The organism is Flavobacterium sp. CR10 (assembly GCF_055814415.1).
This window is the reverse complement of sequence record NZ_CP185985.1, coordinates 3,221,116-3,245,971: the sequence shown is the minus strand read 5'-3', so window position 1 is coordinate 3,245,971 and position 24,856 is coordinate 3,221,116. Positions and strand designations below refer to the sequence as shown.

Genomic DNA, 24,856 nt, shown 5'->3' with positions numbered 1-24,856 from the left:
CCTCAGAATGACAAACTGTTTCTTGAACTTTGTCAAAGTTTTAAACTTTGACAAAGTTTTCGACTTCACATACTAATGCAATTCCAGCATCACATGATAAAAAAATAGCATTTTTAATCATTATTCTCTCAATTATCTTTGTCAAAAATTAAAGCCTAAAATTAAAAATGACATTCAGCCATTCCATTAAATCTTTTGACGAATTAACCAATCACGAAATGTACAATATGCTTCGTTTGAGAAGCGACGTATTTGTGGTCGAACAAAATTGCCCATATCTCGATTTAGACAATAAAGATCAAAAAGGTTTCCATTTATTGTATTATGTCGATAACGAATTGGCGGGTGTAACGCGCTTACTTCCAAAAGGAGTTTCTTATGAAGAAATTTCTATAGGAAGAGTTGTAATTGCAAGATCTCACCGTGGATTAGGTTTAGGAGTAAAACTAATGGAAGCTTCGATTGCAGGCTGCGAAGAAAAATTTGGAAAAAATCATATCCGAATCAGTGCGCAATACCATTTATCCAAATTCTATCAATCGTTAGGTTTTGTAGAACAAGGAGAAGTTTACGATGAAGACGGAATTCCGCATATTGGAATGCTAAGAGCTTAACGATTTATGGAATAATCAATTTTAAAACATTGGAAAGCACGGGATTATGATCTTCGGTTCTCCAATTGACATACAAATCGGTTTCTAGAGGTAATTTAATAAATCGGATTCCTGGTATTTCATGAAAAACATACGAATCGGGTAAAATGGCAATTCCGAGTCCTTTTCGAACCAAAGCGATTATTGAAGAGCCAAATTCAGACTGAAGATAAGCTTCTGGCGCGTTCTCCAAAGAGTTGAATAATCTCTGAATAAGGTCGCTGTAACTGCTACCTTCGTCATTGGTTGGCAAAATAAATTTCTGAGAAGCGAGGGTTTCTTTAGTCAGATCTTCAAGTTTTTGATACGGATGATTCTCTGGAACAACAACGGCTAAGTGATCGGTATAGATTTTTTGAGATTGAATATCTTTTGAATTATTGATATCTCTGGTAATCGCCAGATCAATTTTATAATTTCGCAGAAAATCCTGCTGATTCTCGTACAGCACCTGAACCAGTTTGATTTTTAGTTTTGGAAAAGCTTCTGAAATACGCGACAAAATTTCGGGCATAAGAGAGGCCGAAATAGAATCGGGATGAGAAATGGTAATGGTACCGCTCTCCCCTAACTGAATCTGGCGGGCAGATTGATGAATAAATTCCAATTTACTCATTTCTACCTCCCATTTTTCTTTTAAGAATTGGCCAGCAGCAGTTAGTTTGACATTGCGTTTGTTACGCTCAAACAACTGAACGCCAAGCTGATTCTCAAGAGACTGAATCTGACGGCTAAGTGCTGATTGTGTAATATTCATTTTTCCGGCGGTGTTCCAGAAATGAAGTTCGCGGGCCAAAGCCAAAAAATATTTAATCTGCTGTAAATCCATTGATGCAATTTACGCATTTATAAAGAATAAAAAACAGCCTTTAACGCATTAAAGAAATAAAAAATGAACACGCTAAAAATAACCAAAGCCACGATTGATGACGTTTCAACACTTCAATCAATTGGCAGACAAACTTTTTCTGAAACTTTTGCTGATGTAAACAGCGAAGAAAACATGAAAAAGTATCTGGACGAAAGCTTCGCTACAGCAAAACTGACTGCCGAATTGAAGAATCCTTCATCGTATTTCTATTTAGCTGTTTTAGACGAAAAAGTCGTTGGTTATTTGAAATTGAATACTGCAGAAGCTCAAACCGAAAAAGAAGATTTAAATGCCTTAGAAATAGAACGTATTTATGTCGCAAAAGAATTTCACGGCAAAAAAGTCGCACAAACATTATATGCTCAGGCAGAAAAAATCGCCGAAGAAATTAAGGCAACCTATATGTGGCTTGGCGTTTGGGAAAAGAATTTTAGAGCCGTTAGCTTCTACACTAAAAATGGTTTCGTACAATTTGACACACATATTTTTAGATTAGGAGATGACGAACAAACCGATTTAATGATGAAAAAGCATTGATTTAAAATGGAAAGAAGACAACTTTTATTGTTTTTATTAATTCTTGGCACTGCATTTTGGGGAGTATCTTACTCTGTTACCAAAATGGCAATTGGCAACTATTCGCTAAACGTTTTTCTATTTTATCGCTTCCTTCTCGCTGTAATGGTATTGAGTATCATTTTTTGGAAATATGTGAAAGACATCAATCGAGAAGCTATTAAAACAGGTTTTATTTTAGCTGTTCCAATGTTTTTAGGCATTCAATTACAAACTGTTGGACTTAAATATACAGATGCTTCCCAATGCTCTTTTATTGCAGGATTAACCGTAATTATTATTCCGTTATTAAAACTTGCAATTTATAAAACCAACGCTTCACTAAAAATCTGGATTGCTGCTTTAACGGCTTTAACCGGTTTATTTATTATTGCCATTCAGGATAAATTTACCATAAACTTCGGAGATTTATTTACCATTGCTGGAGCCTTTGCTTTTGCGGTTTATTTAATTGCCGTTGAAAAACATTCGGCTACCAAAAACCTCTTATATTCCATTGTTCCAATGTTTGCATTTTGTGCGCTTTTTACTTTTTTAATAGCGTTAACAGACATTTCATCAGAATGGTTTCCGCAAAATAATACCTTTTGGATGGGCGTAATTTATTGTGCTTTATTTTCTACAGCTTTTATGTACACGGTTTCAAACGTTTCACAACGTTACTTGTCGGCAGAACGTGTGGCGGTAATTTATTTATTTGAACCTGTTTTTGGAGCAATTGGCGCTTTCTTTATTTTAGGCGAAAACCTAACTTGGCGTTTGCTTTTGGGCGGAACTTTGATTTTTGCTGGAACTATTATTTCTGAAGTCAATTTTAAAAGTGAAAGATTAAAAATGCTTATTAGAAAAAACTAAGGTGCTTTTTGGTTTTAACACATAGAACCATAGCTCATTGGAGTTTATAAAGGCGCTTCACTTTTCTAAAAATCACATAGCTGTCTTGTTATCCCAAAGTTAAACTTTGGAATAAGTTTAATATTTTACTTTTAGCTCTACTTTTCGTAAACTTTGTCAAAGTTTGAAACTTTGACAAAGTTCTCGAGCAGAAATGACATCGTTTATATCTATGTGTTAGAAACTAGTTTCTTTCAACTACCTTTTAGATAAAGAAAAAAATCTATGTTTCTATGTGTTTAAAACAAAAACTTCAACAAAAGCATTAATCCTCAATCAAAGAAATCTCAAAAAACGTTTTTCCATTTTCGCTTTTTTGCGAAATATAACCGCCGTGCGCTTCAATAATATTTTTAGACAATGTAAGTCCAATTCCTGCTCCTTCAGTTCTCGTAGTAAAAAACGGAAGAAATATCTTTTCTTCAATTTCCTTTTCAATTCCTTTTCCAGAGTCTGAAACTTTTATAAAAATGCGATTGTTCTTGGCTTCGGCCGAAATCGAAATTTGTTTCAGATTGCTGTTTTCTAAAGCATTAATCGAATTCGTCAATAAATTAATTAATACCTGCTCTATCTGCTGCGAATCAATATTTATCAAATAATTTTGAGTAACGGCATTCATGACTTCAATATTACTTTTCCGAAACAACGGATTCATAATTTGAATGCAATTTTCAACTACCTGTTGCAATGCTATTTTTTCTTTTTTAGGCGAAGGCAACATAGCTAGTTTTCGATATCCTTCAACAAATTTCTGCAAATGATCGCTTCGTCTCAGCATGGTGTATACGCTGTGTTTGATATCTTCTAAATCTTCTGTTGAAAGCGAATCTTGCTCTACTAAATCTTCCAAATTCTGGCAAATGGAACGAATTGGCGTAATCGAATTCAGCAATTCATGCGAAATCACTTTCATCAGATTAATCCACGCATCTTTTTCTTTTTTCTCCACCACATTCTGAATCGAATCTAACAAAACAATAAAATAATCCTGCCCGAAAATTTCAGTTCGTGAGGCCTGCAAAACAAACGTCTGTTTGCTTTGTTCATTTATGCTAAGTTCTATCGAAGTTTTGATTTCATGAAAATCATCTTCTTCGATAATTTCACACAAAGATGGCAGCTGATTTTTAAGGTATTTCCACTTTGAAACTTTCGGAACATTAAAATGGCTCGAAAAATAATCGTTCATTAAAAAAATATTCCAATCGCTTTCTTGTTTCTGTAAAATAATAACGCCCGATTCTATATTGTTTAAAATCGAACGGTAAATAATATCTCTCGTAACTTGCTCATTTTGCTTGTTTTTTAATGTTTCATACAAAGTAAAAAGCTCGTTATACGTACTATTGAATTTATGTTTAGAAAAATCGGAACTAAAATCATCCTGCAATATCGAAGAGATGGTTTTATTATAAATCAAAACCATATTTTTAACATAAAAATACATTTCTCTACTCAGCAGAAAAACCACGCAGAGGCTAAAAATTCCCGTAAAAAGCAAATCAATCTTAAAGAAATAAAGCGACAATTCGATGCCGATAACGATAAAAATTAATCGTAGAAAAAGGAGTTTGTAAGTTTGTAAAGTCCTTAGCATAATTAATCGATATTGATATTAAATTTCTCCAAACGTCTGTACAGCGCGCCCCTTGAAAGCCCTAATTCTTCGGCTGTTTTACTGATATTATTGTTGTTTTTAAGAAGTGCTTTTTCAACCGTTGCTTTTTCAACCGAAGAAAGCTGAACATCATCTGAGTTTTCCTCATAAGGCGTTATCGTTTCTAAATCCAGATCAGAAACTGTGATGGTGTTGTTTTCGCAAAGAATAACCGCACGTTCGATCTTATTTTCCATTTCTCGAATGTTTCCATTCCATGCATGTTTTTCAATCTGTTCTAAGACTTTTTTATCAAAAATGATTTCGTCACGGCTATATTTTTCAATCATTTTATCCAAAAGATATTCAGCAAGCGGAATTTTATCTTCGTGTCTTTCTCTTAGCGGAGGCAAAACAATTTCCAACGTATTTATGCGATAATACAAGTCTTCGCGGAAGTTTTTATCGGCAACTTCTAGTTTTAAGTTCAAATTGGTTGCTGTAATAATTCTCACATTCAAAGGTCTTGCTTTTGTTTCTCCCAATCTTGTTACGGTTTTGGTCTGAATAACCTGCAATAGTTTCGATTGCAAATGAAGCGGTACATTTCCTATTTCATCTAAGAAAATAGTTCCATTTTGTGCCATTTCAAATCGTCCGGCTGTATCAGCTTTAGCATCAGTAAAAGCGCCTTTAGCATAACCAAACAATTCACTTTCGAAAATATTAGAATTTAAGGCCCCCAAATCAACTGCAATAAAAGGCTGATTTTTTCTTTCTGATTGCGAATGGATATGATGTGCGAGAACAAATTTTCCTGTTCCGTTTTCGCCTAAAATCAAAACATTTGCATCTGTTTTTGCCACTTTATCTGCGAGCGAATAAGCCTTTTTTATAATCTCAGAACTTCCAACAAAAAATTCTTCTTTTATCTCAACTTCCTTGCTTTTCTTCTGTTCTTTTCGAGCTTTATCTACAGCTTGTTTTACCGATTCTAAAAGTTTTTTATTTTCCCAAGGTTTTAGGATATAATCAAAAGCACCCGATTTTAAACCTTCAACAGCCGTTTCTACTTTTCCGAAAGCGGTCATTAGAATTACCACCGTTTTAGGCGAAAGCGTTTTTATTTCTTTCAATAAATACAAACCTTCTCTCCCATCTTCAAATCCTAATCTGTAATTCATGTCTAAAAGGACAACATCAATGGCATTTTTGGCCAATAATTCGACAATGTTTTTCGGATTATTGAGCGTATAAATGTTTTCAAAATACTTTTTCAAGTAGACTTTTGATGCAAAAAGAATGTCTTCCTGATCGTCGATGATTAAAATAGATGCGTTGGTCTTTTTCATTATTGTTCAGTTTTGGACGAAAGGTGTCCATTCATGGACAGTTTAGATTTTTATCGAAAAATAATTCCTTAAAAATAAGGAGTTTACAAGGTTTAATTTACTGGCACGAAAATCACATTAGAACTTGTAAATCATTAATAATTAACCTCTTTCGGAAGTACAAATAACAAAATAAATAGCGATAAATTAAAAAAATTTTATCTTAATTTTCAGACTTGTTTCTGTCATTTCCGAAGGGCATAAAAATTTTAAAAGAAAATCAATCAAAAATTAAAACAGTCAAATTATGATTACCATTACAAAACTTTCAAAAGTATTTAGAACTGAGGAATTAGAAACCAAAGCATTAAGCGAAATTTCGTTAACCATCAATCAAGGCGATTTTGTCTCTATTATGGGACCGTCTGGAAGCGGAAAATCGACTTTATTGAACATCATCGGACTTTTGGACAGCGCTTCAAGCGGAAGTTACCAGCTTCTTGATCAGGAAATGGTGGGTTTGAAGGAAAAACAAAAATCACAAGCCAGAAAAGAAAACATCGGATTCATCTTCCAGAATTTCAACTTAATTGACGAATTATCAGTTTTTGATAATATCGAACTGCCTTTAATTTACAGCAATGTTCCTTCTGCTGAAAGAAAATCGCGAGTAAACGAAATGGCAAAAATTTTGGGAATCGCACACAGATTGAAGCATTTTCCGCAACAGCTTTCAGGCGGACAGCAGCAGCGTGTGGCCGTAGCAAGAGCTTTAATCAATAATCCTAAAATTATTTTGGCCGACGAGCCAACAGGAAATCTAGATAGTAGAAACGGAAACGAAGTAATGGAATTGTTAACCGATCTTCATGCCAGCGGATCGACAATTTTGATGGTAACGCACTCAGATTACGACGCTTCTTTTTCGCAGAAAACCATTTTTATGAAAGACGGTGTAATCCTTTCTGAAAAAGTGAATCATAGAAATGTTGATGTTTTGGTAAATTCTAACTACTAAAGTCATGTTGAAGAATTGGACAAACATATTTATTTACCATATTAGGAACAACAAATTCTTTACAGTTCTAAATATATTAGGCTTAAGTATTGGAATTGCAGGTTTAATCTTTGCGATTCTATACTGGAACGACGAACATTCTTACGATCAATGGAATCCTGAAAAGGATAAGATTTATAATGTAATGAACGATTTTGGCGGAGGAAATATTTGGACAACAAACTCTCCTGTTCCAGGTCGAATGCTAAAAGAAACTACTTCATATTTAGATCAATACTGCTATTATAGACCTTACTATACAAAAGAAACGATTCAGTATAACGGAAAAATAGAATTAGTTGACAAAATTTTTTCGGCTCAAAGAAGTTTCTTTTCTTTTTTTCCTTTTGAATTTATTCAAGGCAGCGCCAAAACGGCTCTTCATGATCGCAACAGTATGGCAATTTCTGAAGAAGCAGCTGCTAAGATTTTCAAGAATGAAAATCCAATGGGAAAACAAGTGAAATATGCCGACCAGATTTTTATGATTCGAGGTGTTTATAAAATGCCTGAAAAATCATCTGTAATGCCCGCTGTCGTTACTCCTATAATTGAAGAGGAATTAGAAAAAAATAAAGACAACTGGGGTTTTAATTATGGCTTAATGCTTAAGTTGAAAAAACAAAGCGATACAACTGCCGTAATTCAAAATTTAGATAAAATATTTCTTGAAGATAATTACAAAAAACAGGCAAAAGCTGAAGGTTTATCAATTGAGCAGTTTATTAAACAATACGGAGATCCTATAAAATCAAGGCTTCTTCCGTTTACAAAAGCAAGACTTTATCAAGGAAATTCTGCTTTTCCAGAACTAAACGCCAATTTGCAGTTCTTAAAAATTATAGTGGGTTTATCTATCTTAATTTTAATACTTTCAATTGTAAACTACATCAATATGGCTACTGCAAATGCCGTAAGACGTGCTAAAGAAGTTGGAGTGCGTAAAATTATTGGAGCATCGAAAAATCAAATTATAGCGCAATTTGTTTTTGAAACCACATTGATAACTTTGTTTTCTGTCCTGCTAGCTATGGTTATTGTTGAACTTTCGCTACCTTTTTACAATTCGTTTTTAGGGAAAAATCTAATGCTTATTGGCACTCAATTTTACTTGCAGCTTGTCTTGATTTTCATCTTTGTCATTATTGTTTCGGGAGTTTTTCCTGCCGTGTATATTTCAAATTTTGAAACACTTAAAGTATTGAAAGGAAACTTCTCAAGAAGCAAAAGGGGCATTTGGCTCAGAAACGGAATGCTTGTTTTGCAGTTTTCTATTGCTACGCTTTTTATTATAGGATCATTTATTGTTTACAAACAGGTAAACTTTATGGCAGATAAAGATTTAGGTTTTAATGGATCTCAGATTATGGATATTTCATTTAAACCTCAAAAAGGGAAAAATCAGTATGGAAGGTATAAAATCATTAAACAGGAACTGTTGAAAATTAAAGGTGTTGAAGCAGTTTCTGCAGGCATGTTTTCTATAGGAAGCAATGACAATTCTTGGCAAGGTCTTCATTATAAATCAAACAAAGAAGTAATTACACAACAATTGCCAATGGATTTTGGACAACTGAACCTTTTAGGCATCAAAATACTTAAAGGAAGAGATCTAGACCCTAAATTGGCGACAGACAGCATTTCGAGCGCATTATTGAATGAGGTTGCCGCAAAAACACTTCAGGTAAAAGATCCTATAAATCAAGACATCACTTTTGGTGGGCAGAAATTTAAAGTTGTAGGTATTGTTAAAAACTTTCATTACGTCGGAATGGAGTACAATATCGCTCCAATGATTTTCTTTCATATCAATGCTTTTGACTGGATGTCAAATGACATGAGAAATGTTTCTGTCAAAATATCTCCTGAAGGAATGCCTGAAACGATCGCAGCAATTGACAAATTCTGGAAAACTAAAGTCGATCAGGAATATCCGTTTGAATATGGTTTTGTAGATAAAAACTTTGCTCGAACTTATAAAAAGTACCAAGATCAGAGAAACTTGTTTGCTCTGCTGAATGTTGTGGTAATATTAATTGCTGTTTTCGGATTATTTGCTTTGGCTTCTTTTTCTATGGAAAGAAGATTGCGCGAAATCGCCATTAGAAAAACGCTTGGTGCTGAAACCAATATTTTGCTAAAAGAATTATCCAAACAGTATGTGGTTTTCTGCATAATTGGTTTCCTTATCGGAATTGTTCCTGCTTATTTATTAATGCAGAAATGGCTAGAAAACTTTGCTTCTAGAATTGAAATTCCGATACTGCCTTTTCTAGCAGCTTTTGTTTCGTTGTTATTTCTAACGCTGACGATTGTTTTAGCAAAAGCCTACCAAGTAACAAAAGTAGATGTGCTGCGATATTTAAAATATGAGTAATTAGTTTGAGTTTTTGTAAAAAGCTGTGCAAGTCTGAGCCCCTTGCGCAGCTTTTTTATGAAATTATATTCCGTTAGGAATATCTCGTTGGTAGAAAAAAATAGTTACGTATTTGCAAAGTGTCCTGTAGGGACACTTGTTTTGCGGAATACATGTTGTGAAGATAATCAAACGTTCCTACGGAACGTATTCTGTGAATCCATTAAAAATTCTACCAATCAGACATTCCTACGGAATGAATAGGAACGGAATTAATTCTGTTCCTATTTAATTTTATATTGCCAATTGAGTCTTCCTTTTACAGGACAATACATCTATTAAGAATAAAATCGTTTTAAAATTTCTTTTGCATTATCTGAAGCTACGATTAAACCACCACTCATCATGATGATGTCTTTGAGAACCAAACGGCCTCCAACTGAAAGATACGGAAAACCAAACTCTGGTGTTGGAAAATCGCCTCCTAAATTCGGAACGTAAACTTCGGGTGTTGTGATTAAAAATGATAAAGTTACAAATGCCATTCCGAATGTCAGAAGTCCGCCAACAAAACCCATTTTAGGAAACCAAATTCCTAAAAGAACCAATAGACCTATAGTGACAATAACAGTTCCTAATCCGTAAGCAAAAATGTAAGTACCGTTGGCTTCATGCCATTTGATGTTTTTCTCAACCGTTTTGCCTTCGAGGTTTTTGTAAAGTGTGTAGGCTTTTACCGTCTTTCCGTCATCATTCACAACTTGTTTATTGGCATCTTTATAAAAGAAACTCATAAACGGACTATTCGCGACAAGCGGAACTATTCCGTCTGCTTCATATTTAAAGGCTTTTAATCCGCCAATCCAAGCCATTACAACAAATATGGCAATTCTTAAAAAGTGAATAAAATTGTTTTGTCCACCAGCAATAAATCTTATAAATTTTTCCATTTTGATTATGTTTTAAATACATACCAAAATTACTTTACAGCTATCTGGATAAAAATGGACGCAAAGGAGTTTTCATGGACTATTTTGCCACGATAGAAATGCCGACTTCTTTTCTGAATTCTTTAGGCGAAATACCCACACTTTTCTTGAAATAGCGGCTGAAATAAAATTCATCTTCAAAATTAAGATCGTCTGCGATTTCTTTTATCGTTTTGGTTGTCAAATGCAACAATTTCTTAGCTTCCAAAACAATTCGGTCTTGGATAAGCTGAGAAGGCGATTTTCCGAAATGTTTTTTGATTCTTTTACTGAAAGTATTCACGCTCAAATTGTATTTAGAAGCATAAAAAGCGACTTCTTTTGCTTCTAGAAAATGCGTGTCCAACAAATGCTGAAACTTCAAAATATCAGCATTTCCAATAGATTCCTGAATCTGTGGTGACATTTTCAACTGTTTTTCTTTACTGCTTAAAGCCAAAATGACTTGCAAATAGGATTTTATAATCGAATTATCATAATCCCGCTCAGAGTCTTCTACCTTTTTCATTCTTTCCATAATGCTTGTGATTTCCTCGTAAATAAAATCGGAAACAGTCACAAAAGGTTCGCTATAAATATCATTGAATAAAATTCCGTTGCAGGCCACTTCTTTTTTATGGTATTCGATGCAATAAAAATCTCCATGAAAGCTTAAAGCGTTAATAAAAGTCGCTGTAGAGCTTTTCCATTGCAATAACTGGTACGGCGTTAAAAACAAAAGACATTTTCCTTTGCATTCATAATTAGTTAAATCGACAGAAAAAACAGCTTCTCCGTCAAACATCAAAATGTAGTAATAAGGTTCGTTGATTTCCTTTTGAAGAAAAGAAGATTGCTGCAATTCGATTTTCATATTACTAAATTACGGTTTTGTTTCTCTTGTTTCCTTCAAAAAAACTAAACCGTCTAAGTTTAGTTTTTTATTCTTTCTTAGTAAATCCTTTTCTGGTCATTTCGCCCCAGCCTTTGGTTCCCATAATTTTTTCCTTATAGCCAATTAACGCCGCATAAACCGTAAGTGGATGAAAATAAAAAGGTTCAATAAAAGCAGCCATTAAAAGTTTAAAAAAATCGGCTTGTTTTGGGTATTTATGATAGGTTTTTTCCTCGCTGTATAAAGCAATTACAGAGAACAAAACTGCAAACGAATACACAAAAAACAATAACAAGAAGAAAAAATGCCAGTTTAGAAGACCAAATATTATAAAAATAGCGGTAATGACTAAACCAATAAATTCTATTGCAGGAGCGAGAAATTCAAACAAAGTCCAATACGGCACACTTAACATTCCCAGTAATTTATATTTTGGGTTAAGAAACATTCTGCGATGAATGCTCAAAGTCTCAATAGTTCCTCTCATCCAGCGGGAACGCTGTTTTTTGAATATTTTGAAATCTTCAGGCGCTTCGGTCCAACAAAGCGGATCGGGAATGTAACTGACAGAATAAGGCAGTTTATTATCCAGCATATAACGGCGCATTCTTACTATAAGTTCCATATCTTCTCCAACCGTTTTGGTGCTGTAACCGCCAGAAAGTATGGCAATTTCTTTATCAAAAGCACCAAAGGCGCCGCTAATCAACAACAATCCGTCTAGTTTTCCCCAAGCCATTCTTCCCAAAAGAAAAGCTCTCAGATACTCTAAAACTTGAATTCTTGACAGCATTACATCTGGAACATTTACTTCGACCAAGCGTCCGTTTTTAATGATGCATTGGTTTGCAATTCGTACTACTCCACCAGTTGCTATAATACGTTTTCCGTAGGATTCTAAAAAGGGTTTTGCGAGTTTTAAAAGCGAATCTTTATCTAAAATACAATCGACATCAATACAAACCACATACGGATTTTGAGCAATATTAAGTCCGACGTTTAGCGCATCGGCTTTGCCTCCATTCTCTTTATCAACAACAATTAGTTTTTTGAAAGCTGCATTTCTAGAAGTATAAATTCCTCTAATCTTTTTGGTTTCAATTTGTGGATGAAAGTCTAAATCGGTTAAAACCAAATCGTAGGTTTTGGTTAAGATTTCCATCGAATTGTCTTTGCTTCCGTCGTTTACCACGATAACTTGATAATTGTTGTAATTCAGCGAAAGCAACGATTTTACATTTTCTTCAATTGTAAGACCTTCATTATAGGCAGGTGCAATAAGCGAAAGTTTTGGAGCAAACTCACTAGTTAGCAAGACTTCATAATCTACAAAGCTGTTTCGTTTTAGATATTTTCTAAGCTCTTTTGTAGAAATATAAGCCAACATTAAATAAGAAGACATAATTAATATGGCGTAACCCAATATCAGGAGTATATATACATCCAAAAACCACGATATTTCCGTATTAAAAAAAGTCATTTTTTCTTAAAATTATGCTGTTAAGGTCTGTAAAATACTCTGCGCTTCGTATTTGATGATTACATTTGTTGTTTGAGATGCCAATTGCGCCACATGAGGAACTTTCTGAGACAATTTAAGCTCTTTAATCAGTTTTAATCCAAGCGTAACCACTGTCATGTTTTGCGATTCCAGCAAATGTTCAATTCCAACTGTATCGCCAATATCGTGTTTTTTGAAAGCGCCAATGATATTTAGCTGCATCCAATCGTCTATGGGATCTGAATGGTCTACCAAATATTTTATGCTCTCGGTTCCTTCAAGTTTGATAGCGGCATTTAGGGCAACAATCTTCAATGTTTTTTTTCTGGCTTTGGAATAACCAATAATCTGATCAAATACTTCTTTAATATTAAACTCTGCCAGTTCGGTAATTCCTTTGCATTTTACTTCCCATTTCAGACTTTTAAGCTTTCGGAACGAAGATTTTATTAATCCAGAATCTTTATAAAACTGTTCTAATTTCTGAGCATAAATTCCTTCGTAGTTTTTATGCAAATTGATAAGCGATTCGGTCAAAACTTCTCTAAAAAAAGAAGTATCAAAAAGTACTAGAAAATTTTTGTCTTCTTTAATTTCAGAAAACGGAACATTCTCAAAAATAACAGCCGACATTATTTTGTCTATCGTTGTACTGTACTCTTTACTAAGTCTTTCTTTTTTAATTTTGCTGTTTCTGCTTCCTACAATAATGAGATATAGAATAAATGATGCCGCTACGAACAGATATATGGAAAACGTGAGAAAAGGGACTTCCCACTGGCCATTTTTATATAGTTCCCAGAATTCTGTCATCTTAAAAGCGTTTTGTTACAATTAGCTGCACATTAAACTTATTTCTGTATTCGCTAGGAATATATTCTTCATATTCATAAAGAAAAATAGGACGCACAAAAAACGAATCTCCAAAACGATGCTGATATTGAAGTCCGACACGATAGGCTTTTAATGGCTGCGTAAAATTATTGTAGAGATACAGATACGGAACATTTCCGTATTGCAATTCCAATCTTATTAGGCGTTCTTTTTCTTCATTTACGCGCTGAACGCTTAAAACATGAGAAAAAAGTTCGTTCGAAATATCATAATAAGGTCTGTAGGCAAAAGTATAAATTCCAGCATTATAGGCAACTTGTCCTGTAAGCAGCGTAATGTCGTCTGTATCAAAATGCATAAATCTTCCTCCAAGAGAAAAATCAAAATGTTTCTGTGGCTTAAAATAATATTCTAAACCAGCTTTGGCTACAGGAAATATAGTTTCTCCTGTTGATACTCCTGCATTTGCATACAAATAGCTTTTGTTTGAAAAGGTTTGATAAAAATCGGTTTCAAAAAGCATTTGGGTTTCGCTCCCGATATTTCCAATATTTGCTCTTCCTACGATTGCCGATTTGCTGAATTTATGCGAATACTCAACATATCCATAATGAAATGGCTGCTGACCAGGATCTGATGTCGAGATATTTAAATAGGAAGCCGAAACTGTATTTTTTGCTTTACGTCCAATAAGTGTGCGTATTCCACTAAAGGCTTGAGTACTATTATCAATGTAAGAAGCTTTTTCTATTAAATCTAACGCTTCTTGATCTCGATTTAATTTTTCCAGACAAGTGGCTTTAATTTTTAAAACCTCAACAGATTTTGGATCAATAGCAAGATATTTATCGCAATACGAAATACATTTTTCGTAATCTTCTGTCCAGAAATACACATTTATAAGTGCTTGCAATGCCTCAGGATTGAGATTGTTTCTGTCTGCCATGGGAGACAAAATCTTTATAGCCGTTTTATAATCCTTTTTCCAGCTGTAAATTCGTCCTGCAAAAGTCTGCACATCCTCGTTTTCAGGATATTTTGCGCGAAGGGGTTCTATCAGCGACAATGCTTTATCATAATTTTCTTTTTCGGCTTCACGCCTTGCATTTGCCAGAGTTTCATCAACATTGATTTCTTGGCCAATTGCAATTGTAGAAATAAAAAGCAGGAAAATAGAATAATATACAAACTTCATCAGATTCGGGTTTTTAGTAATTTGTTAATCCTCACTAAAAGTACAGCCGGACTTACGGGTTTGGCAATAAATTCGTTTGCTCCAATATCAAAAGAATCGAGCTCGGTCTGTTCAACACCCGAAGAAGTCAATATAATAACAGGAATGTCAGATTTAAGGTTCTCTCTGACATGTTGGGTAATTTCCATCCCACTTACTCCCGGCATATTTATATCGGTTAATATTAAATCATAGTTCTCTTTTTCGATCGCTTCAAGCGCCTCTTTACCATCAGAAAACTGGTCAATACTAAATCCTTTAGACTCTAAGAAAAAAGACAACGATTTGCGTAGGATATCATTATCTTCGGCTACAATAATTCTCATTTTTTAATTTTTTCTCTTTGGGACAAACTAAATCATATCATCATTACTATAAAGCTACTGTATATTTCCCTTATATCATAACTCTTTTAAAATTTTAACGACTTCCTCGATTCCGCAACTAAAAATATTTACTTTATCTAATGTTTCGCCGGTAAATTTGCCAGATGATGCTTCTTCTTCGATAATCGACAGACAATTGCTTAAATCTTGCAGCATAAAAATATCCATGCTCGATTTCATATTATGCGCCAGTTTCTTTACATTGTCGTAATCGGTATTCTTAAATGCTTCTTCTAACTGCGCAGACTGAGCTGGAATTTTTTCAATAAAAAGACCTATCATATCCTTCATAAATTCGGGATCACCTCCAGACATTTCATCCAAAAAAGACATATCAATAATTCTCTTATGATGCGAGTCAGCATCTGGCGACATTACCGTTTTTATAGCTTTTAAAAGAACAGACTGTTTAAAGGGTTTTGGCACATAACCATTCATTCCCACTTTGTAACATCTCTCCTGCTCTCCTACCAGAGAATGTGCTGTCATGGCAATAATTGGAATATTGGAGTTCATCTCATTTCGTATGTATTCTGTGGTTTGGTAGCCGTCTTTAACAGGCATCTGCAAATCCATTAAAACCAAATCATATTTATTTTGAGACAAAAGCTCGATGCCTTCCTCACCATTCTGCGCAATATCCAAATCAAATCCAAAATTATTAATTACGCTTTTTGCAAGCTTTTGGTTTAAAACATTGTCTTCGCAAAGCAAAATTTTAAGATTTCCTAAATCATTTTTAGATACTGTCTTGACTTCTTTTTCCTCTAAATTCGTTTTTTTATACGAAAGCGTAAAGAAAAACTCAGAACCGCGATTTAGAGTGCTTTTTACATGAACTTCTCCTTTCTGAAGCTCTACAAGTTGCTTTACAATATTAAGTCCAAGTCCAGTGCCTCCAAATGTGCGTGTGGTACTTTCTTCGCCTTGCGTAAAACGTTCAAAAATAGTTTCAAGCTTATCTTTTGGGATTCCGATTCCAGTGTCTTTTATAGAAAATTTAAATGAATAACTATCTTCTGTTTCCTCTATTTTCTTTACCGAAACGGTCACTTCTCCTTCATTTGTAAACTTAAGTGCATTGCCAATAAGATTTACCAATATCTGATTGAGTCTTCCCTGATCTCCAATCACCATATCTGGCAATTCAGCGTCAAGAAAAAGATCAAACTCAACCTCTTTCTGCACTTTTACTTTCAGCAAACTATATACATGTCTGAGGGTTTTCTTCAAATTAAATGGTTCGGATTCGATTGGCAAATTTCCAGATTCCATTTTAGACAAATCCAAAATATCATTTACGATCAAAAGTAAATTTTCGCCTGCAATTTGAACATTTCCAATATAATCGCGCTGCGTATCATCGAGTTCTGTCTGTGCCAGCAGATCTGTAAAACCAATAATTGCATTAAGAGGCGTCCTGATTTCATGACTCATATTGGCTAAAAAACTATCTCTTGCCAAAACCGCTCGTTCTGCGATTTTTCGTTGCGTGTACAATTGATTGTTTTTTGTGCTTAATTCCAATGAAGTAATAACATGTTTAGCCACAATAGAAAGTGCATTACGCTGATTTTCATTCAATACCTTGGCCTCATGATCAATAGCACATATAGTTCCAATATTATAGCCATCTGGCGTTGTAAGCGGCACACCTGCATAAAATCGTATATTAAAACCTCCAGTAACGTTAGGATCATCTTTAAAACGATCATTAAGTAAAGTATCGTTTATTTCTGTCATTTTAGAGTCCAAGATGGTATACTGGCAAAAAGAGATTTCGCGCGGCACTTCAGAAACCCCTATTCCAATTTCGGATTTGAACCATTGCCTGTTTTCATCAATAAAAGAAATATGAGCAATTGGAACACCGCAGATATAAGCTACAAGCTTTGTGGCATCATCAAAAGCATCATCTGGAAGTGTGTCAAGTATATTATAACGTTTTAGGGCTGCTAAACGCTGTAGTTCGTTTTCTGGAATGGGGTAATTCGTATTCATTTCTTCGGCGTAGTAAAAGTATAAAGGTAAAGCAAATTAGTCTAAAAGCCCTTTTTCAGCAGGGAGTTTATTATAAAATTATACCTTACAAGACTTAAGTATTACTTTTTCGACTACTTAATCTTATTCTAATTCAATTTTTCTTTACATCATTAACAACAAACTTTCTTTACAATTTAAGAATACTGTTTAATTCAAGTATTGTCATACCTTCTGGAAGTGTTTCGGTTGCTTTTACTAATTTCTCAGCTAAAAAAGCAGTTGTTATAGGTTTCAGATTTTTGAAAAGCCCAATCGCATTGAAGAACTTTATGACTTTAATTGAAATCTTTTCGCCTAAACGATCTGTGTTTTCACGAATTAAAGGGCCTGGTCTGAAAATAATATATTGAGCAAAATTAAGTCCTTGAAGATAATCTTCCAGTTTTCCTTTTATCATAGAATAATATACGCTGCTTTTTGCCGAGGCTCCGTAAGAAGAAACTAAAACCATAGATTTTACATTATTTTGTTTTGCCACAGCAGCAAAATTGGCAGGAATATCATAATCGATTTTCCATTGTTTTTCTTTTGAACCTGCATCTTTCAGCGTTGTTCCTAAACAAGAGAAAAGAGCATCTCCCATAATTAAATCCTGAAATGAATTGACATTCGAAAAATCAACAACATGTTCTCTGAGTTTTGGATGTGATTTTCCTGTTGAACGTCTCACAAAAATTGAAACTGCTGTATAATTATTATCTTTTAAAAGAAGATCAACCAGCTCTTTTCCTGTTGCGCCTGTAGCTCCAATTACCAATGCTTTCATAATGTTCGGAATTTTGTCTTGTAAATATAATGATTGTTACCGATATGACGGAGCATTAAAAAAAAGGCTGGCACCAAAGTGACAGCCTCTAATATTCAATTTTAAAACTTTATCTTTTAATAAATTTCTGTGTATACTTTGCTTTGTCGGTTACAATATTGATAATATAAAAACCTTTGGCAAAATTACTTACGTCAATCTGATTGTTATTTATTCTGGTATTGATGGTTCTTCCATTAACATCATAAATCACAACATCGGTAATTTCATCTTCAGTACTGATATTCAGATAATCTGACACTGGATTTGGATAAATTGATAATTGCACTTTCGTGAATTCGTCTCTGCCTAAAACCGCTGTATCAACCAAAATCGATTTTTCTACAATTTTTCCATTAGAATTAAAACTGATTACAACTGTTGCTTTCCCTCCTATTTTCGGTGTAATAACCAATTCTTCATTCGCATTAATTTCTGCCGAAACGATGTTTTCATCGCTATTAGATTTTATTGTTTTTACAATTGCCGCAGATAAATTGTCTTCATCTGAAACTACTGTTTTTAAATCGATAATCGTTGGGCTTCCTGTTGAAATTTCCGAAGGCAAAATTGTATTTACAACTGGTGCAGCATTATCTGGAAATACCGTCATAGCAGGAAACCAGTAATAATCATTTAAAACTTTGGTATCGACTAATTTTCCCGTATTGTCAAAAGTATGAATCCAATTTTTCTGATAATGTGCTCCAAAACCGCTTTCGGTTGTGTTTACAATAATCTGATCTGAAACAGGATCAAGTCTCAATGCTGCTCCATACGGAATTTGCTTAAAAGTTCCTGTTTGTCCCGGAAGCGTAGCAAAACTTTCATTGAATGTTTTGGCTGCCACATCAAACTTTATAATCTGGACACCCGAAGTAAATGCGTTGACAGAATTCATCCAATACAAAGCATTTTCTTTATTGCTGTAAGTAAAACTGCCAGCATTCCAAGCTCCCCAAGAGCCCAAATATTGAGTAGTTGGAATGGCATATTCGACAGTTGCAAAAGTTAAGGGATCAATATTAATTAGCTTCTTATTTTGAATTCCCCAAATGCTTCCATCTTTAGATTGTGTAACCGAATGAAACGCACCTGTAATGGTTTTTATGACAGTATTAGTTTTAGGATCAATAACCAAAATTCCACCATTTTGTTTTACGGCAAATACATATTGAGAAGTACGAATCATGTTTCCAATCTGACCCGCATACTGGCTTCCGCCACCTGTCCCTGCAATAAGATTTCCGACTTTCATATTGGCAATATCAAAAATAAAAACACCGTTTGAAGCTCCTATATATCCTGTTTTTTCATCAACTCCAACAAAAGAGCGTCCGTCTCCTCCTCCTACATTATCAAATTCTGCAAGGGTTTTCATGGTTAAAGCATCAGCAACAACTAGCCTTCCTCCTGGAGTATATTGTGTATCGCCTCCATCTTTAGCTTGTTTAGAAACAAAATAAAATTTATCTCCGTAAATAGTTCCGTATTGCGTTGTAGCGCCAAAAGCTTTATTTTCATTTACATCGCTATACACTCTATAATTAATTTTTCCATCATTGCTGACAAAATTTACAGATCCATTAGTGTGGCCAAACCATTCTTCGTTTACCATAAAATAGCCTTTTGTAAAATCTATCGCATTCGAATAAGGCGTTACAGGCGTAAATGCTGCAATTGGTTCTTCTGCAAACGAAACATTAAAATTCCAGACGTCCCAAGAGCCATTTTGTAAAACTCGGCTCGATGCTCCTAATCCAGAATAATCAAAACTATTATTAACATCGTCTCTTACCCAATAAGACCAATATCCATTAACTGTCCAACCAGATTGCCAGTGATCTGATGCGTCTATTGGCGTATATTCGTCAAAATCGTAAACCGATGTATTTACGATACCGCTTACAGGATAATACGGATACGTTACATTTCCGCTTTTGTACAATCCAATTGTGTTGGCTCCGTCCAAATCAAAACCGAATCCGCCAATTGCAGTTCCAAATTGTGTTCCTTGCAGTAAAAGGGTATAAAAACGAGGGTCGGCTTTTGCAATGGCTTTCATCATATCTTCGCCAGTTGCATTTCCATCCCATTTAAATCCCCAGATTAAAGCGTCTGCATTTTTTCCGTCGTTCCATTGTACGGCAAATGCTGCTTTATTGGCACCGGTACCAACCCAAAACTGAATATCATCAAAAGTCGTTACATTAGCATTCTTTGCTGTTAATTGCTTTTGCGTAGCTGTTTTTAATTTGATGTCATTTCTAGGAACGCCTTGTACTTTTGTCTGTGCATTGGTTAGAAATGCAAAAAATAGCATTATTACTATAAAGTAGTTTTTCCTCATAATGTTATGGTTTTAAAATGTTGTGTTAGTTAAGATGTAAATCGTAAGCGCCTGAAACTTCAGTAGAAACTTCTCCAAGCCAGCCCGCTTCTTGATTGATTGCAGTATATATTTTTACGAAATCTATTCCAGGAAGTTTTACGTATTTTCCGTTTTTATCTACTGCCCAAGAAATATCAATATTGGAAGCTTCATCATTATTTGGCGCATTATCGGCATAACCAAATTCAAACGATCTGCCTACCCAATACGAACCTTCGCCACTTTGATCGTAGAAATTATCTGCTACTCGCGTACCTTTCAAAGTATAAGACGCATCGGCAATCCAGAGCGGATAATAATTTTGTTCATGAAATACATTTTGGACTTTATATCCTGATTTTCCAGCATTATCCTGCCATTTGATGTATTCTGTATTAACTTGCCAAAATTCTGTTCCTGCAACTGGAGATTTGCTGGCATCGGGCTTAAAATAAGTGATTTCGTAGTTTTTTATTGTGGTGCTTTTAAAGTATTCGCTCCCTGCAATTTCATACCATTCATCTTGATCTGGTTTTGCGTTTTTATTTCTGTCGTAAGCGACCATAATAATTCCCGGTTCGCAAGATCCTGCGCGCGCTTCGTTGGCTTCATTTCCCCAAAAGGCATTTCCTAAAACCTTAAAATCTCGTCCATCCATATTTGGAATCGTGTGATCGAAACCAAAAACTACATAACCGCCAAAACCTCCAAGCGAAATCATGGTTGTATTTGAACCTACAATTGCCTTTTTCGCGGCAGAAATCATATTGGCTTCTGTATTTCCTGCGGTATATTGTGGAATTTCATTTGTAAACTGTCCAACAGCAGGACGAAAATCAAATACATTAGAAATATATTTACTGTACGTTCCCGTTTCTTTTGTAACATTTATGGATGAGTTGTAAATTTTGGTTTCTCCGTTTATCTCAACTTTTAAAGTCAGCGGATAGCTTTTCTGAAACGGACTAATAAAATCCAAATCTGCATTTTCTGAAATAATTGAATCTTTAACGCTCCAAGTTAGTTTAGCCGTATTTGGAAGGTTTGTTGCAATATTCAGGACTTTAAAACGATCAATTGTGTACGATTCTTTCAGCACTTCTGCGGGGAGCAGATTTTCTTCAGTATCATTGTCTTTGTCGCAGGCCGCAAATCCCAAAAAGAGAATTGAAAACAAAGCGATTTTAAAAAGATTTTTAGTCATCATTAAGGGTTATTTTTTAGTTATAAAAGCAATATGAGCGGGAATATTCCCTGCGGTAGTTTTCCATTTTAATTTTCCGTCAGGCGTAAAACAGTAGATATAGCCTGTTACGACGTAGTTTTGCGCATCGGTAATGTAGATTTCTTTGGTTTCTGGGTTGACTTGAAGTCCGTACGGAATCATGATTTTTTTGTCGGTTCCGTCCGTAATAATCTGGTTTGTGATTACTTTTTTGGTTTTGGTGTCCAAAATTCCGTAACTCACTTTATTGCTTCCCGTCAAATAACTCCAAGAAACGCTGTAGTAATAAAGTAAATCATCTACTAAACAAGTTCCAGAAACCGGAATATCGAGCTGCATTTTCTTTTCGTCTGTTTGTGTATCAATCACAAAAAGATTGGATGGCGTGTTATAATAATCGCCGCGTGAACTGACATAAATATCGCCTCGACTGTCAATCTGCATGCTGTACAAATTAATGCCAACATCTATTTTTTTAATTTCTGTAAATGTTGCCAGATCAATAACCGAAACGGTTCTGTCGTAATTTGGAACTCTGTAACCACCGGAATTCGCGACATACAATTTTCCGTTATGAATAACCATCTGTTCGGGCTGATAGCCAACGGTTACTTTTCTTTTTATTTCTAATGAAGTCGTATCAATTTCGGCCACAAAACCAATTTCCGCATTCGGATTAATGGCAACTGGTCCCGAATACGAACTCACATAAGCTTTGTCTTTATAAAAAGCCACATAACGGCAATTGGGAATATCGATTTTTTTGATGCGTTTTGCTGTCCATTTTTCTAAAACCTCAACTTTGTTGGAACAATTAATGACCGCATACACTTTGTTTCCGTAGATTTTAATATCGTTTCCAACATCTCCCAATTCTTTTACCACACTCGGGTTTCGTTCTGAATATACATCTGTAGTGTAATTTCCTGTTCTATAATTGAAGACGTCCAGACTCGCACGATTCATTCCCATATTGCCTTCATTCAGAAGATAAAAACCTTCGATATTTCCGTCACTTCTTGGCGCAGCAACAGCGGTGTCTGAAGAAAGAAATATCGTTTCGTCTTCACGGCAGGAAACCAACAAGACAGATACACTTAAAACAAATAGTATTTTTAAAAAGCTCTTTTTCATAACTCAAAACTGATTATAAATTTGAATGTTCGCCCCGGCATCGGATAATTGTAAATCACTTCATATTGCTGATTGAAAGCATTATTGACTTCAATTGTTCCGTTCAATTTGTAATTTTTGAATACGAAAGATTTCTGGATTGCCAAATCGTGTGTGTACCAAGGCTGTACTTCATTTACTTTGATATTATTGACATTTCCGTTGTAACGTTTTCCAACATAAATGAAGCTGTAATTGAAGTTCCAAGATTCGTAATTGGCGTTTAAAATTCCAGATCCGCTATGCCAAGGCGTATACGGAATCTGATCTCCGTAAGAAGACATTTCTAAACCTACAAACTTTGTAAAATCCTGACTTTTAGAATATGTGTACGTTAAATTGGCATCTAGTTTTAGCTTATTAAAATGAGTTGCCATGTTCAGAACCGTTTCAATTCCTTTTCCTTTTACCTGACCGATATTGGTCATCATCCAGCGGAATAAATTTCCTGTCGGTGCAGCAACAATTTTGTCTTTTGTATTGGTATAATAAGCATCTGCTTGAAAAGAAAATTTATCGAAAAAGCTTTCTCTTACGGGGAAATTATACGTAAAACCAACATCATACTGATTCATATATTCGGGCCTTAAAGTGCTCGATCCAATCATGGTATAATATAAATCGTTGAAAGTGGGCATTCTGAAAATACGTTTGGCAAATGCCCTTAAATTGAAATCGTATTTCTTAAATGGCGTATAGCCCAAAAATATAGCAGGAGTAAATTCGGTTTTATTGGGAGCTTTGGCGTTGTATTTTACCTCTTCAATAACGCGAGTTGCGAGTACATTTCCTAAAACTTTAAAGCCTTCATATCGGTAAGAAGTGGCAAGAGAAACTAGTGCCGTATAACGCTGCGGGAAAGAAAATTGTGTTTGAATTCCTCTTCTAGTCGCATTTAATTTATTGTATTGAAAATCGGTTGAAAGCGAAACATCCCAAGTAGGCAAAATGCTGTACATATTGACAGCCGAAAAATAAGCTTCCTGCTGGTAATAACTATCGTCAGATTGCGCTCCTTCGGTTACGGTTTCGCCTAAAACATTAGTTGTATCTCTGGCAATATAATGCGTATAATCGTAGGCAAATTTTCCTTTTAATTGAAATTTATATTTTTCTGAAACATCTTTCGTTAAAGAAGATTGTCCGAAAAAGTTCTTGTCAAATTGCCTAAAACCGTCTTTAAACTTATTTTCTACAATGGCTCCTGGCGCACCTCTCTCAGAATCATAATAATAGACTTTGGCATCCCAAGTTCCTTTGTCTATTTTTCCGTAAACGCCAGATTCAAATCGGAATGCTTCTATATCGCTATTCCATCGTGTTGCTGTGGTGTCGTAGGCTACACTTCCATCCTGATTTTTTCTTTTGTATCTAAATTTATATTGTCCGTTTGATTTGATGTATTCAGAACTTACGCTTAAACTCACTTTATCGCTCAGCTTTTGTTCCCATCTGAAAGAAGGATCGTGATAATTGATAGACATTGTTTTGTAACGAACCAGCAGATTTGTTTTTTTATTGCCTGTAAAAACAGGACGTTTGGTTCGCAAATAAATTGTTGAAGCTGATGCAAAATCTTTAGCCGACTGAAAAATTTCGCTTTTCTGTCCATTGTACATCGTAAGCGATTCCATGTCGTCAAGCGAATATTTGCCTAAATCGGTTACGCCGTTTTGTGCATTTCCAAGCTGAATTCCATCATAAAAAACACCAACATGATGTGTTCCCATGTTTCGGACATCAACTGTTTTGAGTCCGCCGACTCCGCCATAATCTTTAATTTGAGTTCCTGCAAAGTAGCGAAGCGCATCGGCAACATTATGGCTAGATAGATTCTCGAGCAGAACGCCCGAAAGACTTTGTACGGGAATAACTTCCTGATAGGGTTTTCCTTTTAAAATAACTTCTTTTAAAACCCGCGAACTATCTGTTACTGCTTGAGAATGAAGCAAAAAAGGAATCAATACAATAAAAGCTGTTAAAAGCGTTTTTCTACAATTATACATCACGATTTAATTAAATAAACTTTGTGTGGTGCCGTAATTATATAACAGTAGTAATCCCACTACGAAATAGCGGGTTA

The 24,856-nt window shown here is 34.8% G+C and carries 20 protein-coding genes; 5 read left to right on the top strand and 15 right to left on the bottom strand.

The features are described 5' to 3' along the window. The first annotated feature begins 167 nt into the window (after positions 1–167). Positions 168–614 carry a GNAT family N-acetyltransferase gene (locus tag ACNRYB_RS14280; RefSeq protein WP_473727655.1) on the top strand — a complete coding sequence of 149 codons (447 nt, stop codon included), beginning with the start codon at positions 168–170 and terminating at the stop codon, positions 612–614. Between the two features lie 4 nt (positions 615–618). Here the strand turns inward: ACNRYB_RS14280 and ACNRYB_RS14275 are convergent, their stop codons facing one another. Then, entirely contained in the window at positions 619–1,482 is an 864-nt protein-coding gene (locus tag ACNRYB_RS14275) for a LysR family transcriptional regulator (RefSeq protein WP_473727654.1), read from the bottom strand. Positions 1,483–1,545: 63 nt separating this feature from the next. On the opposite strand from ACNRYB_RS14275, the gene ACNRYB_RS14270 reads away from it, so the two are divergent. Then, entirely contained in the window at positions 1,546–2,061 is a 516-nt protein-coding gene (locus tag ACNRYB_RS14270) for a GNAT family N-acetyltransferase (RefSeq protein WP_473727653.1), read from the top strand. A 6-nt stretch (positions 2,062–2,067) separates the two neighbouring features. Next, positions 2,068–2,955, top strand: coding sequence for a DMT family transporter (locus tag ACNRYB_RS14265; protein ID WP_473727652.1), 888 nt, complete (start codon positions 2,068–2,070; stop codon positions 2,953–2,955). 304 nt (positions 2,956–3,259) lie between these two features. On the opposite strand, the gene ACNRYB_RS14260 is transcribed toward ACNRYB_RS14265, so the two are convergent. Continuing rightward, positions 3,260–4,594: a sensor histidine kinase gene (locus tag ACNRYB_RS14260; RefSeq protein WP_473727651.1), complete on the bottom strand. Its 1,335-nt coding sequence runs from the start codon at positions 4,592–4,594 to the stop codon at positions 3,260–3,262. Between the two features lie 2 nt (positions 4,595–4,596). Continuing rightward, the gene (locus ACNRYB_RS14255) at positions 4,597–5,946 is read right to left on the bottom strand and encodes a sigma-54-dependent transcriptional regulator (RefSeq protein WP_473727650.1); all 1,350 of its coding nucleotides are present in this window, start codon (positions 5,944–5,946) and stop codon (positions 4,597–4,599) included. Between the two features lie 286 nt (positions 5,947–6,232). On the opposite strand from ACNRYB_RS14255, the gene ACNRYB_RS14250 reads away from it, so the two are divergent. Next, positions 6,233–6,943 carry an ABC transporter ATP-binding protein gene (locus tag ACNRYB_RS14250; RefSeq protein ID WP_129746783.1) on the top strand — a complete coding sequence of 237 codons (711 nt, stop codon included), beginning with the start codon at positions 6,233–6,235 and terminating at the stop codon, positions 6,941–6,943. 4 nt (positions 6,944–6,947) lie between these two features. Further along, positions 6,948–9,359 carry an ABC transporter permease gene (locus ACNRYB_RS14245; RefSeq protein ID WP_473727649.1) on the top strand — a complete coding sequence of 804 codons (2,412 nt, stop codon included), beginning with the start codon at positions 6,948–6,950 and terminating at the stop codon, positions 9,357–9,359. Positions 9,360–9,676: 317 nt separating this feature from the next. Here the strand turns inward: ACNRYB_RS14245 and ACNRYB_RS14240 are convergent, their stop codons facing one another. The 12 genes from ACNRYB_RS14240 to ACNRYB_RS14185 form a co-directional block, all read right to left on the bottom strand. Beyond that, positions 9,677–10,288, bottom strand: coding sequence for a DUF417 family protein (locus tag ACNRYB_RS14240; RefSeq protein ID WP_473727648.1), 612 nt, complete (start codon positions 10,286–10,288; stop codon positions 9,677–9,679). Between the two features lie 79 nt (positions 10,289–10,367). Next, positions 10,368–11,180: an AraC family transcriptional regulator gene (locus tag ACNRYB_RS14235; protein ID WP_473727647.1), complete on the bottom strand. Its 813-nt coding sequence runs from the start codon at positions 11,178–11,180 to the stop codon at positions 10,368–10,370. Between the two features lie 67 nt (positions 11,181–11,247). Then, entirely contained in the window at positions 11,248–12,681 is a 1,434-nt protein-coding gene (locus tag ACNRYB_RS14230) for a glycosyltransferase family 2 protein (protein WP_129746787.1), read from the bottom strand. Positions 12,682–12,693: 12 nt separating this feature from the next. After that, complete coding sequence (locus tag ACNRYB_RS14225; protein WP_473727646.1) at positions 12,694–13,515, bottom strand: hypothetical protein; 822 nt, start codon at positions 13,513–13,515, stop codon at positions 12,694–12,696. A 1-nt stretch (position 13,516) separates the two neighbouring features. Beyond that, on the bottom strand, positions 13,517–14,731 hold the full coding sequence (locus ACNRYB_RS14220; protein WP_473727645.1) for a tetratricopeptide repeat protein: 1,215 nt from the start codon (positions 14,729–14,731) through the stop codon (positions 13,517–13,519). Continuing rightward, positions 14,731–15,096, bottom strand: a complete 366-nt coding sequence (locus tag ACNRYB_RS14215) for a response regulator transcription factor (protein ID WP_111423610.1) — start codon at positions 15,094–15,096, stop codon at positions 14,731–14,733. The genes ACNRYB_RS14220 and ACNRYB_RS14215 overlap by 1 nt, the downstream gene beginning before the upstream one ends. Before the next feature lie 75 nt (positions 15,097–15,171). Then, the gene (locus ACNRYB_RS14210) at positions 15,172–17,157 is read right to left on the bottom strand and encodes a GAF domain-containing hybrid sensor histidine kinase/response regulator (protein ID WP_473727644.1); all 1,986 of its coding nucleotides are present in this window, start codon (positions 17,155–17,157) and stop codon (positions 15,172–15,174) included. Between the two features lie 169 nt (positions 17,158–17,326). After that, a complete protein-coding gene (locus ACNRYB_RS14205; RefSeq protein WP_473727643.1) occupies positions 17,327–17,965 on the bottom strand; it encodes an NAD(P)H-binding protein in 639 nt (212 codons plus the stop codon). A 109-nt stretch (positions 17,966–18,074) separates the two neighbouring features. Further along, positions 18,075–20,354: a T9SS type A sorting domain-containing protein gene (locus ACNRYB_RS14200; RefSeq protein WP_473727642.1), complete on the bottom strand. Its 2,280-nt coding sequence runs from the start codon at positions 20,352–20,354 to the stop codon at positions 18,075–18,077. Positions 20,355–20,379: 25 nt separating this feature from the next. Continuing rightward, the gene (locus tag ACNRYB_RS14195) at positions 20,380–21,579 is read right to left on the bottom strand and encodes a cell surface protein (RefSeq protein ID WP_473730246.1); all 1,200 of its coding nucleotides are present in this window, start codon (positions 21,577–21,579) and stop codon (positions 20,380–20,382) included. Positions 21,580–21,588: 9 nt separating this feature from the next. Next, entirely contained in the window at positions 21,589–22,734 is a 1,146-nt protein-coding gene (locus tag ACNRYB_RS14190; protein WP_473727641.1) for a YncE family protein, read from the bottom strand. Beyond that, positions 22,731–24,779, bottom strand: coding sequence for a TonB-dependent receptor (locus ACNRYB_RS14185; RefSeq protein ID WP_473727640.1), 2,049 nt, complete (start codon positions 24,777–24,779; stop codon positions 22,731–22,733). The genes ACNRYB_RS14190 and ACNRYB_RS14185 overlap by 4 nt, the downstream gene beginning before the upstream one ends. Positions 24,780–24,856 lie beyond the last annotated feature (77 nt).

Coding starts and splice junctions, on each gene's coding strand:
- ACNRYB_RS14280 (WP_473727655.1), top strand. CDS start 168: ATGACATTCAGCCATTCCATTAAATCTTTTGACGAATTAACCAATCAC.
- ACNRYB_RS14275 (WP_473727654.1), bottom strand. CDS start 1,482: ATGGATTTACAGCAGATTAAATATTTTTTGGCTTTGGCCCGCGAACTT.
- ACNRYB_RS14270 (WP_473727653.1), top strand. CDS start 1,546: ATGAACACGCTAAAAATAACCAAAGCCACGATTGATGACGTTTCAACA.
- ACNRYB_RS14265 (WP_473727652.1), top strand. CDS start 2,068: ATGGAAAGAAGACAACTTTTATTGTTTTTATTAATTCTTGGCACTGCA.
- ACNRYB_RS14260 (WP_473727651.1), bottom strand. CDS start 4,594: ATGCTAAGGACTTTACAAACTTACAAACTCCTTTTTCTACGATTAATT.
- ACNRYB_RS14255 (WP_473727650.1), bottom strand. CDS start 5,946: ATGAAAAAGACCAACGCATCTATTTTAATCATCGACGATCAGGAAGAC.
- ACNRYB_RS14250 (WP_129746783.1), top strand. CDS start 6,233: ATGATTACCATTACAAAACTTTCAAAAGTATTTAGAACTGAGGAATTA.
- ACNRYB_RS14245 (WP_473727649.1), top strand. CDS start 6,948: ATGTTGAAGAATTGGACAAACATATTTATTTACCATATTAGGAACAAC.
- ACNRYB_RS14240 (WP_473727648.1), bottom strand. CDS start 10,288: ATGGAAAAATTTATAAGATTTATTGCTGGTGGACAAAACAATTTTATT.
- ACNRYB_RS14235 (WP_473727647.1), bottom strand. CDS start 11,180: ATGAAAATCGAATTGCAGCAATCTTCTTTTCTTCAAAAGGAAATCAAC.
- ACNRYB_RS14230 (WP_129746787.1), bottom strand. CDS start 12,681: ATGACTTTTTTTAATACGGAAATATCGTGGTTTTTGGATGTATATATA.
- ACNRYB_RS14225 (WP_473727646.1), bottom strand. CDS start 13,515: ATGACAGAATTCTGGGAACTATATAAAAATGGCCAGTGGGAAGTCCCT.
- ACNRYB_RS14220 (WP_473727645.1), bottom strand. CDS start 14,731: ATGAAGTTTGTATATTATTCTATTTTCCTGCTTTTTATTTCTACAATT.
- ACNRYB_RS14215 (WP_111423610.1), bottom strand. CDS start 15,096: ATGAGAATTATTGTAGCCGAAGATAATGATATCCTACGCAAATCGTTG.
- ACNRYB_RS14210 (WP_473727644.1), bottom strand. CDS start 17,157: ATGAATACGAATTACCCCATTCCAGAAAACGAACTACAGCGTTTAGCA.
- ACNRYB_RS14205 (WP_473727643.1), bottom strand. CDS start 17,965: ATGAAAGCATTGGTAATTGGAGCTACAGGCGCAACAGGAAAAGAGCTG.
- ACNRYB_RS14200 (WP_473727642.1), bottom strand. CDS start 20,354: ATGAGGAAAAACTACTTTATAGTAATAATGCTATTTTTTGCATTTCTA.
- ACNRYB_RS14195 (WP_473730246.1), bottom strand. CDS start 21,579: ATGACTAAAAATCTTTTTAAAATCGCTTTGTTTTCAATTCTCTTTTTG.
- ACNRYB_RS14190 (WP_473727641.1), bottom strand. CDS start 22,734: ATGAAAAAGAGCTTTTTAAAAATACTATTTGTTTTAAGTGTATCTGTC.
- ACNRYB_RS14185 (WP_473727640.1), bottom strand. CDS start 24,779: ATGTATAATTGTAGAAAAACGCTTTTAACAGCTTTTATTGTATTGATT.